This window comes from Saccharopolyspora rhizosphaerae, assembly GCF_003931915.1.
GTDB lineage: Bacteria > Actinomycetota > Actinomycetes > Mycobacteriales > Pseudonocardiaceae > Saccharopolyspora > Saccharopolyspora rhizosphaerae.
The window spans coordinates 245,738-262,675 of record NZ_RSAA01000010.1; the positions used below are offsets into that span (position 1 = coordinate 245,738).

Below are 16,938 nucleotides of genomic sequence, written 5' to 3' on the forward strand. Positions count from 1 at the left end.
CGGGGTCGGCACGAGATCAACAACGACGTGAGATGAAAAGGAACCGAGCTATGGGCACCTTCTTCGATCGCTACGTAGTGGTCGATTTCTACGTAGGACGTGGCGTGCAAGCCGAGTGGATCGGTTCGGTACGCGCGGCGCGCGAGCCGGAAGAGATGCTGCGCACTCCATCCGGCCGAACGCTGCTGCGATCGGTGTATGAGCGCGCCTACCGGCGCCGCGTCAATGTCCTGTTCAACAAGTGGCCCGAGCATGACCAGTGGAGCGCCACCTATCCGAACCAAGTGGGTTGGCCGTGGCCGTACCCGAGCAGTCATCACAGCGACTGGATCATCACCTTCGACCCCGGCATCGGTGCCGTGTTCGTCACGGTCGGCGGAGGAGTGGGCTGGTACCGCGTCGATCCGGAGGAGCCAACACTCCCGGACCAGGAGTGCCGCAGGAACCTCGCAGCGCCCGACGACGGTGCGCGTGGGACGACGCATGACCGGGCCATTGCATCGCCGGTTCCGCTCCCCCAGCACCCCGCCCGCACGCTCCCGGAGCCCCGTGAGCTGGACGAGGTGATCGGGCAAATCGACCGCGACACCGACGCGCTCTGGTTCACCGTGTTCGCGCAGCTCGCCGATCGCCATGGATGTTTCCACGCCGAGGAAGAACTGACTGCGCTGCGACGGCAGATCTCCTCGGATCAGCCACCGCGCGTTCACACCTGGCTCAAGCGCTACCTGCGGGAGCGCTCATGACACTCAACGACCCGGATGCCACTTGGCAGAGCGTGCGCGGGGCCGTGAATCAGTGGCGCGCAGCGATCGACTACGCCGACATGGTGGATCCCTCGCACTGGGACCACGTCAACGAGTACGCCAACGAATTGGCCGCCCACGCAGCGCAACTTCTCGACTGGCTTGATCTGGGAGGCAGACCGCCGCAGCAACTCACCCCGCCTCCTCCGGGAGGGCCTGACCTGCCACATTCAGGGAGTACGACATGACTTCTCGACCCGAATACGTTGTGCGCCAGTTCCGCGAGAACGAGTGCCTGATCACCGCAATCGTGCGTGACCCCGGTTGCGAGCAAGCAATCATCTACGGCGTGGTGACCCGTCGCGGGCGACTGGTGGGCAGCTACTACTGCCTCGACCACATCCGCGATGACTGCCGCATCGTCACCGCCGACGGGCAGCAGCACGAAACCACCGACCCCAAACGCCCTCTCACAGAACCGTTGGCGGTGTACACGCTCACCAACATGGCCACCCCGCCCGCGCACCGGCTCGCCTAGCACCAAGATGCCCGTCGGCCCCGTCACCCGAGGACAACTCGGTGTGGCGGGGCCGACGCGTGCCCCCGAAAATCAGCCGCGCTTCTCCGCCTCGTCGCACAGTGACGGGTGGCCGCGGTCACGGTAGAAGGCGACGGGGTCGACGGGCTGGCCGTTGTTCTCGATCTGGAAGTGCAAGTGTGCTCCCGTGGATTCGCCGCGATTGCCGACCTCAGCGATGACCTGGCCTGCTTGAACCCGGTCACCGACGCGTACGTGGTTGACGTTGTTGTGGCCGTAGACCGTGATGACCCCGCCGGGGTGCTCGATGCGGACCCAGAGGCCGTAGCCGCTAGCGGGACCGGAGTCGATCACGGTGCCGGTGTGGGCAGCGAGGATGGGGGTGCGAATCGGTGCGGCGATGTCCTGGCCCCGGTGCATCTCGCCGTTACGCGGCCCGTAGCCGGACGTGCATGTGCCCGTGGTCGGCACGACCCAGCCGCCACCTGATGCCGGGGCAGGCTGGCAGTGCGCGCCGTGGAGAGCGGCGACGATGGCGCGCGCGGCCGCTTCGTGTTCGCCGTAGGACTCGGGGAAGGCCGACTTCTGGACGGCGTCGGCGGCATCCGTCACCCGCATTTTCTCCCAGCCGGGGACGGCGAGCAGGTGTGTGTAGAACTGGGTGGAGCTGTAGACCGGGTTCAGGATCTCCTCGCGGGTGCCCCAGCCCATGGAGGGGCGTTGCTGGAACAACCCGAGGCTGTCGCGATCGCCCCAGGTTAGGTTTCGCAGCCAGGACTCGCGCAGCGCCGTCGCGATGGCCACGACTTGGCCTTGTTCGGGGACGTGGAGTTGCTTGCCGACCGCGACGATGGTGGCGGCGTTGCGTGTCTCCTCCGGCCCGTAGCCGACCAGCGTCATCCCATCGGCTCCTGCGACGAGGCAGGTCGACGAGCTCGTCTGGCGCGCAGCGAAGATACTGGTGATCGCCGCGCCTGCCACCGCGACCACCATCAGCGGGAACCCGATGACCACCGCCGCGAGGAGCAGGAGGACTTTGCTCATCGCGGTTCACCGGCCCGTTGAGGACATGGTGGGTGCGGGCGGCATCGGGTTCGGCGCCACGATCTCTGTGCTGGAGCGGTGCTCTGGCTGCGGGCTCGGCCGGGTGCGCGGTCGTTGCGGCCATGCCGCGGCGAGGTTGTGCAGCGCTCGGCGCTGGTCGTCACCTTGTGCCAGCGGTGCCCAGATCGCCTCCGCCGGGCTGGGGTGTGCCTCGGGATCGGGGTCGAGGAGGTCGGCGGCGGCGGTGACGATGGGCAGGTGCTCGGGGTGGTCGAGTCCGCGCCAGGCGGTCGCGAGCTGGGTGCGGAGGTTGGCTTCCCGGCGGGCGGTGGGGGCCCAGAGCAGCAGCGGGGTGACGATGCCGGTGCTAGCAGCCAGCCGGGCGTAGCCGGAGAGTTTGGCTGCTACGCGTCCGGTGGTTTCGGTGCCGAGGTCGTATTCCAGGAAGAACTCGAACTCGCGACCGTCGTGGCGCCATCGGCCGTAGGCATCGGGCCGGACGAGGTCCCCGAAATGCCGTGCGCAGCGGACCTCCGACCACCATGCCGAGACATGCTCGGACTCGTGGGTGTGGGCGCGGGCGATGAGGGCTGTGAAGAACTCGCCGACTCCGACGGCGTGGGCGAGGCGTTGGCTGTGGGCGATGCTGGTGGCGCGGTCGCGCCGGTAGCCGAGGGTCTTGGGGTCGATGCCGGCGTCGGCGGCGAGCACGCTGGCCCCGGCGGGCCCGAGGACGTAGTGCTGGGGTGCGCTGCCGGTATCCACGGTGGGCTGGAAGCGGTCGAGTACCGACCACTGGTAGAGCTCCCGCATCCGCTGCCGTCCGGAGCGCGGCGAGGGGAAGGCGCAGGAGGTGATCTGGGGTGCGGTGAGCACCCGGTGCTCGTGGACCATCCGGATGATCCACTTGTCTCGGCTGGTCAGCCGTTTGGCCAAACGTGCCTGGTGTTCCACGGAGTTGGCGACTCGGGTCTGTCGTCGCGTGGGGCGCACTCCGTGCAGTGACTTCTGCCGGATTGGTTTGTTGAGCACGAGCACCTCCGTGGATCAGGCACAGGCTTTTCGAGACATGCGAGCGGGGAAATCACTCCTGCAGACGTGGGTCGGTGCTCGGCCGAGGCGGCTGGCTGGTCCCGGCCGACGCGGACGGTGGCTCGGCGCTGGGGCGTGTGCGGGTGGCGGCCTGGCGGCGCAGTGCGCGCGAACGTCCGGGGATCGCGGCCGGGAGGGGGTCGGTGACCAGCGTGAACGGTCGTGCTTGCTGGCCGTGAACGACGAGCCGGGCGGCGGCGTGGTAGGCGTCGAGGTGGGCGAGGTCGTGATCTGTGAGGTTCGGGTGGGTGTGCTGTGCGAGGGCGCGGGCGTCCTCGGGGCTGGCGGCGAAGAGGACCTTGTTGCGGGCGTTGGTGGAGATGCCTTCGCGGAGATCGCGTGGGAGCTGGCCGAGGTGCTGGTGTGCCAGCGTCATGGAGACGCGGAAGCCGCGGGCTTCGGCGAGCATGTCCTCCAGCGGGTAGGGCAGGTTGAGGAAGTTGTGGCATTCGTCGATGTACATCGCCGCGTCGCGGCGTTCGCGCTGCGGGGTCGCGGCGCGGGCGGTGGTGGCTTGCCAGGCTCGGGCGACCCCGAAGGAGCCGAAGAGTCGGCTGGTCTCGTCGCCGAGCGAGCCCTTGGGGATGCGCACGAGGCAGATGCCACCGTCGAGCACGGCGTTCATGTCCACTGTGGAGGCACCGGCGGTCAGGGCGTCGCGCACGAACGGGCGGAGCAGGAAGCTGCGGAGTTTGTTCATCAACGGGGCGATGACTTGGGCGCGGGAGGCCTCGGTCAGCTCGGCGTACCAGTCCCAGAATCCGCGCAGGACAGGGTCGGTGACACCGGCGGTGACGCGGTCCCGGAAGGCGGGTTCGGCGAGCAAGCGGGGGACGTCGGCGAGCGTGGTGACGCCGCCTTGGGTGCGCAGGGTCAGGCATGCGGCGCGGAAGACGTCGTCGGTGCGTGGTCCCCAGAACGCGGAGTAGACGCGGCGGAAGACCGAGACGAGGTTGTCGACGGTGACGTCCACGGCCTCGCCGTCGAGGGGGTTGAGGCAGGGTGGGCGGCTGCGGGCGTCGGCGTCGAAGAGGACCAGCCGGTCCGCGGCAGATTTGGGCAGGCGGGAGAGGACGTCGGTGACGAGGTCGCCTTTCGGGTCGATGACCAGGCAGCCGCGTTCGGCCTCGGCATCGGCGAGGATCATCTGGGCGAGCAGGGTGGATTTGCCGGAGCCGGTCGCACCCATGAGGTGCAAGTGCTGGCGGGCATCAGCGGCGCGCAGACCCACGCGGCGGGTCGCTCCGGTGTCGGTGGAGCCCAGAGGCTTGACCTCCGGGCCCGGTGCGGCGACCTCGGGTGGTGGAGTCAGGGCGCGGGCACCCGCGCGGTGCAGTCCGGGAATGGCCTCATCGGTGGGCAGGTGTGCCAGCGCGGCGATCTCGGGGACCGAGAGCAGGTCTCCCCGGCCGAAGCCACGACCTCGCAGTGCCGTGGCGGGGCGGTGCAGTCGGTGACGCCAGTAGCGGTTGTGGTCGGTGTAGGCCGCGAAGCAAGTGGCCACCGTGTGGGCTCGGCCGCGCAGCACTCGGCGGGCTCGGCGTCGCTGTTCGGGATCGATCGGACGGGCAAGCGTGGTGCTGGCGGCGTAGCGCAGGCGGGTCTCGTACTGACTGCCGCGTTGTTTGGTGACACGGACCCTGTCCTGCGCCGAGCGCTCCAACCGCGTGTGCGCATCTGCGTGCCCTCGCGTGGACTTCGCATGTGGCGAGCCCGCCGTTCCGGGAGTGAGAAGGTCGAAGAGGAATCCGCGCAGGTTCGCAGCGCCGGTGAGTCGGCGTCCGGCAGCAGGGCGGGCGAGTACTTGCACGCAGACGTACTCCCCCGGACCGAGACCACTGGGTGCAGCCAGGATCGCCCGGAGCGGGTCGGTGTCGAAGTCGGTCTTAATCGGCAGTGTCTCGGGCCGGGCCAGGCGGAGTTCTCCGCCGACCACCAGGGTGTGCTCGTCGGCGGGCTCGGGGATGGGTGAGGCGGCCGGCTGGGTGTGGGTGCGGGCGCCGGGCCAGGCCGCTTCGACGGCGCGCTCGATGAGTCCGGGTGGGATGGTGCCGGGCACCCAGATCTGGATGGTGATGCCATCGCGGGTGATGACGTACTCGCACGCCAGGTGCGGCTGGCCGAGCACCCCACGTTTCCACGCCGGACGCAGCAACCCCACTAGGTGCGACCACAACGCGGCCCCACCATCCGGGTCCACTGTGGGCGGCGATTGGATGGTGACCACTTTGGCGTTTTGGTTCAGCCTGTTTCGCCGATACGCACGCAGCACGAAACGCAACAGAGCGACCGTTGCGAGCCCAGCAAGCATGGAGGCGAGCAGTAGTGGTCGGTGCAGGAGGGAGCGGATCGCGGTCTCGGGGTCCTGGAGGTAGTCGGCAATGCTGTCCCCGAGGAGTTCGACCGGGCCCCACAGGTTCGGAAAGACGCGCAGAGACATCGGTCCCCCTTTCTTGTCGAAAAGTGCTCTGCTTAATCGGGTTTAGAGGTCGATCCAGTCGTCGCTGTCCGCATGGGTGGTGGCGGACCCGAGGAACTCCGGGTCTGTGGTGACGAGGTCGTGCTCGGCGGGTGAGGCCACGGTGTGCAGGGCAACCCATTGGGTTCCGGTGGACAGCAGGGCTTGGCCCTGGTCGGCGGTGAGCAGGAACTGCCGTGCCCCCGCGGCGAGCCCGAAGTGCGTGGCGACCTCGTCGATGGCTTGAGGCGACTGGCGCAGCAGGATCTGAGTGGTCGCGTTGCCCACGATCGCCTTGCCGAGGTCGCTGCCCAGCAGATCGCCGACGTCCTGGGTGGCCACGGTCAGGCCGCACCAGTGTTTACGTGCGGCTTTGGCCATCCTGAACAGGAACTCCGCCCCTGCTGTGTGGCTCATCAGCAGCCACGCCTCGTCGACGACGACCAGGCGCCGGCGGCGCACGACGGGGTGGGAGACCTCGCGCCAGATCGCGTCGAGGGTGAGTGCGGCGCCGATCGCCTGCAGTTCCGGTGGCAGGTCTTTGAGGGAGAACACGACCAGGTGCCCGTCGGGGCGGGTCGTGGTCGGCCCGTTGAACAGGGTGTTGAACGCGCCGTCGACGAAGGGGCGCAGGCGCTCGGCCAGTTCGTGCGCGCCGGTGGTGTGCAGGGTGTCCCGGAGGTCGGCGAGCAGGGGTGCGGGGCGTGACCAGGTGCGGGGGTCGGTGGTGATGCCCGCGTGGCGGTAGGTGGTGGCGATGGCCTCGTCCAGGGTGCCGCGTTCGGCACTCGTGAGGTCGCTGCCGAGCATCAAGGCCAGGACGGTGTGCAGGAACAGGCTTCGGCGGGCCAGTGCGTCGCTGGGGGCGCTGCGGCGCCCGTCCGGGCCGACGGTGACCGGCAGGTCGAAGGGGTTGAGCGTCACGCCGGGTGCGCCCAGGCGCAGGATGGTGCCGCCGACGGCTTCGGCGAGCCGGGTGTATTCGTCTTCAGGGTCGATGATGCTGGCCTGCACGCCCCGGTAGAGGTGGCGCAGGAGTTCGAGTTTGACCAGATAGGACTTGCCCGCGCCGGATCGTCCGAGGACCACGGCGTTGTGGTTGTCGGCGGCGAACCGGTCCCAGTGCACCAGGCCTGAGGACTGGGCGTTGTAGCCGTACAGCACGCCGTCGGTGGTGGTCTCCAGATCGGCGGGGTCGGCGGCGGGGAGATCCGGGGAGGTGAACGGGAACGCGGTGGCTAGGGCGTGGGTGTCGAAGGTGCGCTGCATCCCGAGCGGATCGAGTCCGACCGGCAGGGTGGCCACCCAGCCCTGCACGCTGCGGTAGGTGGTGGGTTTGGCGTCCAGCAGCATCGAGGACGCCAGCGCGCGCACGGCGGTGACCTCGTCGGCGAGATGTTGCTCGCTGTGGGCGTGCACGGTCAGGTACAGGCCGAGTCGGAACATCTTTGATTCGCCGCGGGCGATGCGGGTCGACAGGTCGTAGGCGTCCTCGGTGGCGGCTTCGACATGGGGGTCGGCGAGACGGCCGTGCTCGGCGGTGTGGCGGCGTCCGGATTCCAGTTTCGCCAGTTGCTGTTTCAGGTGTTTCGCGGCGTGAGCGGGGTCGACAGGGTCGATGTGCAGGGAGACGTCGAGGCGGCCGGGATAGTTCAGCAGGGGTTGCAGCCAACCCGCGTTGACCTCGCGTGGATAGCCGGTGATGGCGAAGGAGGCGACCCATTCGCCGGCGACGGTGAGGTGTCGCGCACCGATGGTCATCGAGTCGGGCGTGAACACGCTGTGCTGCGGGGTCATGGAGTGGCCTCCCATCCGTGCGGGTCGACGAGTTCGTCGGGTGTGGCGTGGTGGGTGGTGATGACCTCAGACGGGTCGGCCAGAGCCGCCTCGGCGGTGCCGGTGTGGTCGGGGTTGCAGGCACCGGCAAGGACGTGAGTGGCCTGGGCGGTGTCGAGCACGGTGAGACGGATGCTCGCGGGGGCGAGCAGGTCGATCGCCTCATTGACACGGCGGAGAAGTCGGGCTTCGGCGGCGTGGCGCGCTCCCGCGTCCATCCCCCGCCGTGGCTGTCGTGGACGCCGTGGACGGGTGTCGGCGCTGCTGTGAGTGGGTGCTTCGCGGAAGACGAGCAGGACCTGGCGGCGGAGCAGGTCGGTGTGGCCGGCCAGATGGGTGAGGAACTCAGCGTGTTCTTCGGCCGCGGTTTCCAGAGCCGGATGCGGCAGGCTCGGGGCCTGCTCGCGCAGAGCGGTGATCTTGTCGGTGAGGTCGCAGCGCTGTGCACGGATGAGGATTTGCACGGGTGCGGTCAGGGAGTGCAGGTAGCGGGCGAAGGCGCCGACGAGGGCTTCGTGCTCGGTCTGGGTGCGCAGCGCGAAGTTGACTGTGCTGGCCGCGGCGACCAGGGCGATGCCCTCGCCGGCGAGGTCGACAACTCCAGCTTCCCCGGTACTGGCGGGTTCCACGCCGCTGGCCGGGGCGGCCACGGCTCCCAGCCGGGGAGCCTTCGTGGTCGTGGCAGCGGGCACGAGCCACTCCGGGACGGGCTCGGCCGGAGTGGGATCGGCGACCCTTTGGCGCGGGGAGAAGCGGTGCCGCACGGCTCCGCCGACCAGTCGGTAGAGCGCGACGCCATCCCGCTGGCCCAGGGCGAGTACGAGGGCGGCTGCGGCGATCGGGGTTGCCAGGACCGCGAAGACCGGCAACGCCAGGATGCTTCGGGTGGCTGCCCAGGCGCCGTAGAGCAGGGCGCCGGTCGCGGCCAGCAGCGTGAGTTGGCGGGCGGTGAGTCCGGCCAACAGGCGGTCTTCGCGGTCCACATCGGCGGGGATGCGTGCCGGTCCATTCATCGGGTACTCCTCGGTGGACGATCGCCTTCGGTCCAGGTCAGCGGCAGTTCGGGCTCAACGGGCTCAGACGCGCGGCCAGGCGGCGCTGCGGAGGCCGACTTCGGCGGTGACTTCGGCGGTGTGGCGGCTGTGGTGTGCGGCGGTCTCGAGGTCGGCTGGGGACGGGGTTTCCTGGCTGGTGTGGGCAGGTCGAGCGGCAGGGCGTACTGGCCGTGCTTGTCCGGGCGGATCCCCTTGTAGGCGGGAAGGTCCGGCGGTTTCCGGCGGCGTGGGCGCGGCGGGCGAGCGTGCGCTGCGACCTCGCCGGAGTTGGTGAACAAGGGCCGCTGGCCACTGCCTCGCGGGGGCGGAGCCGCCGCCGGTGGTGGTGCTGGGGCCGGTGGTGGCGTGCTGGGTACCGGTGTGCCTCCGATGAGGGGCAGGTGGTGTTGGCCGCCGGGTGGGACCGTGGAGGGGCGCATGCCGGGTTGCCCGGGTACCTGGGGGCGGGCCGTCGGGTGGGGGCGGCCGGTGCGGGTGAACAAGGCACCCTGGCCCGGTCCCGGCGTCGCATCGGTGGTGGCCGGGGTCGGGTTGTCGTGCAGGGTGTGGCGGCCGGTCGCATCAGGGTGGTGGCGGGTGTGGAAGGGCAGCATCTGTTGTTGCCCGACTTCGGTGCTGGTCGGCACCGCGCCGGGGCCAAGCGCTGGTGGAAGGGCGTTGCGGCTGGGTTTGCCGTCGCGGGTCCACAGCGCGGGCTGTCGCCCGCGTGCCGCCAAGGTGCGAGTGGGCGGTGTGGGGGTGCGGGTGGTGCGCGCGGGTGCGCGGGTTCGTGCCAAGCGTCCGAGTGGGAGAAGCATTTGCCCACCGGCCCCCGTGTGCACGTTCGAATACGGATCGGGTGCGGTTTCGCCGTGGGTGAAGGGCTTGTTCTCGCCCGCGCCGGCGGGCGGTCCGATTGCGGCTGAGGCGCCGCGAATGAGGCCGAAGGTCTTGTAGGCGATCAAACCGCGCACCATGGATCCGAGAAACGAACGGTGGCCGTTGCGCAGTGACCCGAGGATCCAGAATGGGATTTTGATGAGGATGTAGCACATCGCGATCGCGATCAGAAGCTGCGCCATCACACACCTCACAATCGAGGTCTAGAAGAGCGTGACCCCGCCGGGCAGGAAGAAGAGTCGGATGGTCGCGACAAAGGCCAGTGATTGAGCGACTTGCACGGCCAGCACTCCGCCGAAACAGCGCCACCACCAGTAGGCGACCGCTTCGGTATGGGGCAGGGCGTGACACATCAGCGTCAGGGGCGCCGCGATTAGCAATAGGACGGTGAGTGCGACTCGGACGACATAGGTGAGCAGCACCGCGATGATCATGACGACGAGAACGAGAACGGTGAAGATCACGTACAGTTCGCTGAGCTGACCTTCTCCCTGGGGGAGGCGCCCGCGAAGAGTGTTCGTGAATTCCGCGGCCGTCTCCGCAGCTTTTCCCGGGTCTCCCACCAGAACGGCGACCGAGAGCGCGTTGGCGAATTCAATGGCTTTCCCTCCGAAGAACAGGGACATGTTGGCTGCGGTGAACGCCACGGCGATGCGGGGCAGGATTTCTTTGACCGAGGCTCGTGTGTGCAGAGTTTGGTAGGCCATCGCGCTCAGTCCAGCCAGGGTGATCAGTAGGCCGGAGCAGGCGAGCATGATGCGTTGTGAGCCTCCCCAGATTTGGCCAACGACCGGTAACTCATCAAGCGCGGGAGTCGCCAGCAATGAGTGAGCCAGCCAGTCCAGAACTGCGTTGAGCCCTGAGGTGGCGATGTTTTCGAAGAATCCCCAGAACCATCCGGTGAGGAATTCTTGAATCCACCCGTGCTCCTGCGCTTCATTCCCATCCGGTGCCGTCGCAGGAGCAGCGGGCGGGGCCGGTGGGGCCGTGCTGGGCAACGGCAATGGCGGGGCATCGACCGGCACCGAGGAGGGCGGTGCGGTGGGATCCGGAAATGGCAGCGGAATGTCCTGAGCGTGGGCTACGCCCATCACTCCGCAGAGCAACCACAGCACCGTTCCGGCCACCACGAGGGTGGTGCCGCGTCGCGCGGCCTGATGGGACATGGGTTTACACCTCAAGAATTCCCTTGAGGATGCCGACCAGAATCGGCGCGAGAGCGCAGACAGCGAAGCCATAGGCAGCGTGCTTGACCGCTTGCTTGGCTTTTTCGACTTCGCTCGGGTCCCCGCCCGCGAGTAGATAGCGCAGGCCGCCGATGGTGAGGAACAACGTGGCGACCACCGCGAGAATGCCCATGATCCAATTGCGGGCGTTGTTCATGACCGTTTCGAGGTTGGCCGCCTCGGCGAGAACCATCACGGGAGCCGAGTGACCGGTCGCAGCGCCAAGCAGCATGCCGACCAGGGCGAGCCCCGCCGCGAGAACGAATCGTGGGCACCGTGCGGCTCGCCGTGGGCGGCGTGATCGCACGGGGTTGGCGTGGTGTTCGGAGAGGGGTGTGGCGGTGTTCAGTCGCATGGGGTGTCCTCCTTGCGCGCGGGCGCCGGCGACGGCAGTGCGGGGCGAGCCCCGCACTTCTGAACTCCGGATTCGCCGCACGTTCGGGACAACCCGTCAGCGCACCGCCGCCGACCGGCGGACGGGCTCTGGGCTGGGCTCGGTGTTCGGGCAGTGGTCTCGTCGTCGTGGCCGGCGTCGCTGTCGTCGCGGAGGTAGTCGACGAGCTTGCGTTCGGCGCGCTGCCGCTTCTTCTTGATCGCCTCGTAGCTCGCGCCGAAGCGCTCGGCGACCTCGGTCAGCGGGATCCGTTCCAGGCGGGTGGCGCCAATCAGGTGGGCTTCGTCGGGGGTGATGACCTCGTCGGCGACCGCGCGGGCCAGGACGATGTCGGGGTGCCCCCACGGCCGGGGCGGGGGCGCGGAGGACGGCGTGGTGCCCGATGGCAAGGGTGTGTCCAGGGCTTCGCGGACTGCGGCGTGCCCGGCACGGTAGGCGGCCCACCGCAGGCGCACCATGATCTGCTTCCGGGAGCAGTCGATCTGCGCGAGCTCGGCGATAAAACCGGCGAGCACCGCTGCTTCGATATCCGCGGTGTCGCCGACGAACCGCGAGGTCAGTGCGGCACTGGTCCGGATCAGCGCCGGCGCCGCCACGCCGACGCACCCCAGGGTCCACACCGCGCCCTCGGCGCGGGAGGCTGACACCAGGTGTGCCCACACCGCATCGCGGGTGTCCTGCGAGCAACCCCTGCGCAGCAGGCAGTCCCTCAGCTCATCGAGCCGCAGCATGCGAGCGGGCAGATCTGGGAAGTCACGGCCGTTGACCGTGATCGGCTCGGGCCCGGTCACCAGCCAGGAGAAGGATTGACGAGCGGCCGCGAGCGGAGACAATTCCCGCCCGCCGGATTCATTCTTCGAGTTCGAGTTTGATCGCATGACGTGACCTCTCTGCAAACGTCGAATCAACGACCTCTGCATCACGCCATGCGCACCACTACATACCTGCTACCTGCCTCTTACGAATTTCATTCCGCACAACTACGCAAAAACTACGAACGAGAAGAACCCGAGTCAGCAAGATCGAACCCACGCGCAAACAAGCGAGCCGCCTAGGCGCCCCGCAGCCTTATGAGCTGCGACGTTAGCGGACTGAAGTCGCCGCAGACCCACCACACGCGCACTACTACGAGCCCGCCGTCAAGATCGAACTACTTACCACGGCGATCACTCCTAAAAATTTTCCCGCGATCACAGGCGCCGACCACGTCCTCATAATTTCATTTCTCGCCTGTCCCCGAACGTGCCCGGCCTCGGAGTTCAGAGGTGTCACAACCGCGAACGGCTCGCGCCGTTCAGGGGATTGCGGAGGAACGCAATGAGCGCCTCGGAATCTCGATCGCCATCGAGCCAAATTGACACCGACCCGGCAAAGTCGAGCACGCAGGCGGCGCCCGTGCACCCAGCCGGCGAACCGACAACGAAGACGGGCGACACCACCCCGACCACCGTGTGGCCCTGCACCACAGCGACAGAGACACACGGCCCGCAGCGGTGGCCCCGATCAGTACTCGACGAGATCATGCGGGCCTTCTGCAGCGCGGGCGAGAAAGTCGCGTTCCTCAACGCGACCTCTGCGGAACTACCGGCGCTGCACGGCGTGCTCCGCGCACACCAGCGGCAACCCGTGGACGAACCGGCGGCCCAGGGAACGGTCGACCTGGCGCTCGCCGTTGTACCGCCCGGACCCGGCCACGCCGAGCAGAGCAAGCACCTGGCTCAGCAGGCCGCCGCTGTGCTCCGCGCGGGTGGGGTGCTCGTGGTTCTCACGCACCACCAGCTCCACGACCAACAACTGGTGGATCCCACGGGCGCGGTGGTCACGGCCGCCCAAGATGAGGATCTGCTCTATCTCCAGCACGTCGTGGCACTGCTCGCGCCGTTGAAGGAGCTCACCCGATCCACGCGACCAGCACCCGACGGCGCCCCTTCGGTGCACAGCCGTGTCCACCTGGACCTGCTGGTCTTCGCCCAGCCCCGTCAGCCCGAGCCCGACACGCACCCGGCCGCACGGACCGAAGGAGCCCAGCGATGACCGACACTCACCTGCCCCCGCTGTCGGTGTGGGCCACCGCTCAGGCCGCCCCGGTCACCCAACGCAAGGGCCGCTATCTCCGGGAGTCCACCGCGCACCCGGCCAAAATGCTGCCTGCCATCGCCGCGCACGCCATCGCCCACTACACCCAGCCCGGCGACACCGTGCTCGACCCCATGTGCGGCATCGGCACCACCCTGGTCGAAGCACTGCACCAGCAGCGGCGTGGCATTGGTGTCGAATACGAACACCAGTGGGCCCAGATCGCCCAGCACAACCTTGACCGCGCCCACCGCACCGGCACCCACACACCCGGGCGCGTCCTCCGTGGCGACGCCCGCCAACTCGACTCGGTTCTCCCTTCCGAGCTTCGCGGCACGGTCGCACTCGTGGTCACCTCACCGCCCTACGGCCCCTCCACCCACGGCCGAGTCACCACCGGCGACGCCGGCGTGCATAAGCGCCTCCACCGCTACGGCAACACCCTCGACCGAGGCAACCTCGCCAACATCGGCCACCACAGACTCCTCAGCGGCTTCACCCGCATCCTCACCGCCACCGCCCCCTACCTTCGCCCCGGCGGCCACGTCGTCATCACCCTCCGCCCCTGGCGCGAAAACGCCGAACTCATCGACCTTCCATCCCAAATCCAGGCATGCGGAACCCACGCCGGCCTGACGCTCACCGAACGCTGCGTCGCACTTCTCGGACGCGTTGCCGACGACAAGCTCGTAGCCCGCGGCAGCTTCTTTCAACGCGACTTCGTCCGCAAACAACGAAATGCTGGACTACCTCTTCATCTCATCACTCACGAAGACGTCCTCATCTTCCATAAACCATCGACAGAAGTGACCACCGACTGTGCCCCCGCTCCCCCACAGGTGGACGCACCATGACACCCCCAAAAAGGACGACGATAACTAGCAGGCAGCGGTCCAGACTGAGAAGACCTCTATACGAGCCCCTTGAGTCCGATCTCGACCAGACGGCCGAAAAATCGGATCAGAAACCATGCGCATCTGACGAACAAAAAGCGAGCGCCGATGCTCAACTTCTCTATACACCGGAGGAAGCTGCCGCCAAACTCAGAGTCCGCCCGTCCTGGCTGCGCCGGAAAGCCTCGACACGCGCGATCCCGTGCAGATTCATCGGCAAACACCTCCGCTTCGCAGAAGAAGACCTCCGACAAATCGCCGGCCTCTCAAGTCAGCACGGAGAATCCCTGTAGTTCCCAAATGACGGCGGCTTGACAAACATTCGAAGACGAGCGTCCATATTCACTGGCCCCCGCCACAGAACCAACCATCACGGATAGATACGGAACCCACCACCATGTCGTTCGTTGAAAAGACAGGAAACAGCACCTGGCGCGTCCGATACCCCAAAGACGATGGGACACTCGGATCAATCCCCGGCTTCGACAGCGCACCCGCCGCACAACGCAAAGCCGATGAAATCGACGCAGACCGACGTCGAGGTACTTTCCTCGACCCCAGCGCCGGAAAGGTTCCTTTTGAGGCTTGGGCCTCCACCTGGTTCGATTCCATCGACGTTTCCGAAAACACCGAATCTCAGTACCGCAGCATAACCAAGAACCACATCCTTCCGCGCTGGGGATCCACTGCCATCGGCGACATCACCGGTAGCGCCGTCCACGGGTGGGCCAAGAAACTTCGTCGCCACGGCTATGCGCACACCACAGTCTCAACCATCGTAAAAGTGCTCTCCATGATGCTCGCCGACGCCGCCCACGAAAGACTCATCCCCGACAACCCGGTCCGTCCCCAACGCCGCGGAAAACAACGACGCCGCGACACCCGACGACGCGAAGCCCTCTGGGCAACCCCAGAACAAGTGCTCACCATCGCCCTCCAAGCAGCAATCTACGCATGGCCAGGCGCCGGCATCCTCATGATCACCGCCGCCTATACCGGGGCGCGCTGGGGCGAACTCACCGGACTCCAACGCCACAACATCCACCTCGACGACGGTCTCATCGTCATCGACCCCGACAACGGCGCACTCCACGAAATCAACGGCAAACTCACCCTGGGACCACCCAAGACCGAAGACTCCGCCCGCACCATCAGCCTCCCCCCGTTCCTCATCGACTTACTCCGACACCACGTCGCCACTCACGATGGGCCCCACGTCTTCGTCACCCTCGACCACCAGCCCATCCGCCGCAGCAACTACGCCCGCCGCGCCATGCGCCCCGCCACCGACGGCACCCTCCACCACCCCAACCCCCGCCGGAAACTCCAGCCCGTCGTACCCGGCCTCACCTTCCACGGACTACGCCACAGCCACAAAACCTGGCTCATCGCCGACGCCATCCCACAAGTCGCCCAAGCACGCCGAATGGGCCACGTCCTCCCCGACAAAATCGAACACATCTACTCCCACGTCGCCCACGAAGTCGAAAGCCGACTCCTCAACGCCCTCCAACAACGATGGGAAACAGCACTACATGCCATCACACGAACAAGCAGCGCCCAAGAACCCACCTTAAGCCTCGACGCACTCTCACCGACAAGCTGACCCGCTACGCAAGTAGCCACCCAGTTCATCCTGCTCATGGTGGTCAACGCCCTGGTCGACGGCATGGTCGGCCAGGAGCAGACTGTCCTGCCGCTGCTGGCCGAACGGGAATTCCACCTCACCGGCTACACCGTCCTGCTGACCTACGTTCTCGTGTTCGGGCTCAGCAAGGCCGCCACGAACTACTTCGCCGGCACCTGGTCCGACCGCTTCGGCCGCAAACCCGTCCTGATCGCGGGATGGCTCATCGCGATCCCCGTACCGGTGATGCTCATCTGGGCTGATCACTGGGGCTGGATCGTGGCCGCCAACCTCCTGCTGGGTAGCAACCAGGGCCTGACCTGGTCGACGACCGTGATCATGAAGGTCGATCTCGTCGGCCCCCGGCAACGCGGGCTCGCGATGGGCTTCAACGAAGCCGCCGGGTATGGCGCCGTCGCGATCACCTCGGCGTTGGCCGGCTACCTCGCCGAGCAGTACGGGCTGCGCCCCGCACCATTCCTGCTCGGCGCGGCCTACGTCGTGCTCGGCCTCGCCCTGTCCACCCTGGCCGTCCGCGAGACCCGCGAACACGCCCGACTCGAAGCAAGCCAGCCGCAGTCCGGCAGCTTCACCGGCCAGCACGCCGATCTGACCAACCGGCAAGTCCTTGTCCGCACGACCTTCACCGCCCCCACGCTGTCCTCGGCCAGCCAAGCCGGGCTGATCAACAACCTCAACTTCGGCCTGTCCTGGGGCCTGTTCCCACTGCTGTTCGCCGGCGCCGGACTCGAGGTGGACCAGGTCGGGATCCTCGTCGCCCTCTACCCCGCCGTCTGGGGCATCGGGCAACTCGCCACCGGAGCCCTGTCCGACCGATGGGGGCGCAAGCACCTCATCACCACCGGAATGTTCGTCCAAGCAACCGGGCTCACTCTCATCGCCCTCGTCGGCACCTTCCCGGCATGGGCGATCGCGACCGCACTGCTGGGCGCGGGCACCGCGATGGTCTACCCCACCCTGCTAGGAGCTGTTTAGGAACGTGGGGCCCGGTGGTTGAACATAGTGAGGTCTCCGGTAGATGGATCAGCGACGAAGAAGATCAACATCTATCCG

Annotated in this window: 15 protein-coding genes and 1 pseudogene; 6 read left to right on the forward strand and 10 right to left on the reverse strand. The window is 67.5% G+C overall.

Annotated features, from left to right (window positions below; genetic code table 11):
• Positions 1 to 50 precede the first annotated feature (50 nt).
• Positions 51 to 746, forward strand: a complete 696-nt coding sequence (locus EIL87_RS12400) for a hypothetical protein (protein WP_125090399.1) — start codon at positions 51 to 53, stop codon at positions 744 to 746.
• A 244-nt stretch (positions 747 to 990) separates the two neighbouring features.
• Positions 991 to 1,284: a hypothetical protein gene (locus EIL87_RS12405; protein WP_125090401.1), complete on the forward strand. Its 294-nt coding sequence runs from the start codon at positions 991 to 993 to the stop codon at positions 1,282 to 1,284.
• Between the two features lie 72 nt (positions 1,285 to 1,356).
• On the opposite strand, the gene EIL87_RS12410 is transcribed toward EIL87_RS12405, so the two are convergent.
• The 10 genes from EIL87_RS12410 to EIL87_RS26820 form a co-directional block, all read right to left on the reverse strand.
• Positions 1,357 to 2,328: a M23 family metallopeptidase gene (locus EIL87_RS12410; protein WP_325049447.1), complete on the reverse strand. Its 972-nt coding sequence runs from the start codon at positions 2,326 to 2,328 to the stop codon at positions 1,357 to 1,359.
• Positions 2,329 to 2,334: 6 nt separating this feature from the next.
• The gene (locus tag EIL87_RS12415) at positions 2,335 to 3,222 is read right to left on the reverse strand and encodes a replication-relaxation family protein (RefSeq protein WP_325049448.1); all 888 of its coding nucleotides are present in this window, start codon (positions 3,220 to 3,222) and stop codon (positions 2,335 to 2,337) included.
• Positions 3,223 to 3,412: 190 nt separating this feature from the next.
• Positions 3,413 to 5,860 (reverse strand): type IV secretion system DNA-binding domain-containing protein, encoded by a 2,448-nt coding sequence (locus EIL87_RS12420; protein WP_125090405.1) that lies wholly within the window; start codon positions 5,858 to 5,860, stop codon positions 3,413 to 3,415.
• Between the two features lie 42 nt (positions 5,861 to 5,902).
• Positions 5,903 to 7,675 (reverse strand): VirB4 family type IV secretion system protein, encoded by a 1,773-nt coding sequence (locus EIL87_RS12425; protein ID WP_233576203.1) that lies wholly within the window; start codon positions 7,673 to 7,675, stop codon positions 5,903 to 5,905.
• Positions 7,672 to 8,727: a PrgI family protein gene (locus EIL87_RS12430; protein ID WP_125090410.1), complete on the reverse strand. Its 1,056-nt coding sequence runs from the start codon at positions 8,725 to 8,727 to the stop codon at positions 7,672 to 7,674. The genes EIL87_RS12425 and EIL87_RS12430 overlap by 4 nt, the downstream gene beginning before the upstream one ends.
• On the reverse strand, positions 8,724 to 9,830 hold the full coding sequence (locus tag EIL87_RS12435; protein ID WP_125090411.1) for a hypothetical protein: 1,107 nt from the start codon (positions 9,828 to 9,830) through the stop codon (positions 8,724 to 8,726). The genes EIL87_RS12430 and EIL87_RS12435 overlap by 4 nt, the downstream gene beginning before the upstream one ends.
• A 21-nt stretch (positions 9,831 to 9,851) precedes the next feature.
• Positions 9,852 to 10,814: a hypothetical protein gene (locus tag EIL87_RS12440; protein WP_233576204.1), complete on the reverse strand. Its 963-nt coding sequence runs from the start codon at positions 10,812 to 10,814 to the stop codon at positions 9,852 to 9,854.
• 4 nt (positions 10,815 to 10,818) lie between these two features.
• Entirely contained in the window at positions 10,819 to 11,229 is a 411-nt protein-coding gene (locus EIL87_RS12445; protein ID WP_325049449.1) for a pilin, read from the reverse strand.
• The gene (locus EIL87_RS12450; protein ID WP_233576205.1) at positions 11,220 to 12,059 is read right to left on the reverse strand and encodes a hypothetical protein; all 840 of its coding nucleotides are present in this window, start codon (positions 12,057 to 12,059) and stop codon (positions 11,220 to 11,222) included. Before EIL87_RS12450 ends, EIL87_RS12445 begins: the two co-directional genes overlap by 10 nt.
• A gap of 790 nt (positions 12,060 to 12,849) precedes the next feature.
• Positions 12,850 to 13,128, reverse strand: a complete 279-nt coding sequence (locus tag EIL87_RS26820; protein ID WP_158628632.1) for a hypothetical protein — start codon at positions 13,126 to 13,128, stop codon at positions 12,850 to 12,852.
• A gap of 170 nt (positions 13,129 to 13,298) precedes the next feature.
• Between EIL87_RS26820 and EIL87_RS12460 the strand changes: the two genes are divergently transcribed.
• From EIL87_RS12460 to EIL87_RS12475, 4 genes and pseudogenes are all read left to right on the forward strand, one after another.
• Positions 13,299 to 14,198, forward strand: coding sequence for a TRM11 family SAM-dependent methyltransferase (locus EIL87_RS12460; protein WP_125090413.1), 900 nt, complete (start codon positions 13,299 to 13,301; stop codon positions 14,196 to 14,198).
• The gene (locus EIL87_RS12465) at positions 14,195 to 14,530 is read left to right on the forward strand and encodes a helix-turn-helix domain-containing protein (RefSeq protein WP_125090415.1); all 336 of its coding nucleotides are present in this window, start codon (positions 14,195 to 14,197) and stop codon (positions 14,528 to 14,530) included. Before EIL87_RS12460 ends, EIL87_RS12465 begins: the two co-directional genes overlap by 4 nt.
• 104 nt (positions 14,531 to 14,634) lie before the next feature.
• Positions 14,635 to 15,843, forward strand: coding sequence for a tyrosine-type recombinase/integrase (locus EIL87_RS12470; protein ID WP_125090417.1), 1,209 nt, complete (start codon positions 14,635 to 14,637; stop codon positions 15,841 to 15,843).
• Positions 15,844 to 15,879: 36 nt separating this feature from the next.
• Positions 15,880 to 16,857 (forward strand): annotated as a pseudogene (locus EIL87_RS12475) (MFS transporter); the annotation flags it as partial.
• Positions 16,858 to 16,938: the final 81 nt, after the last annotated feature.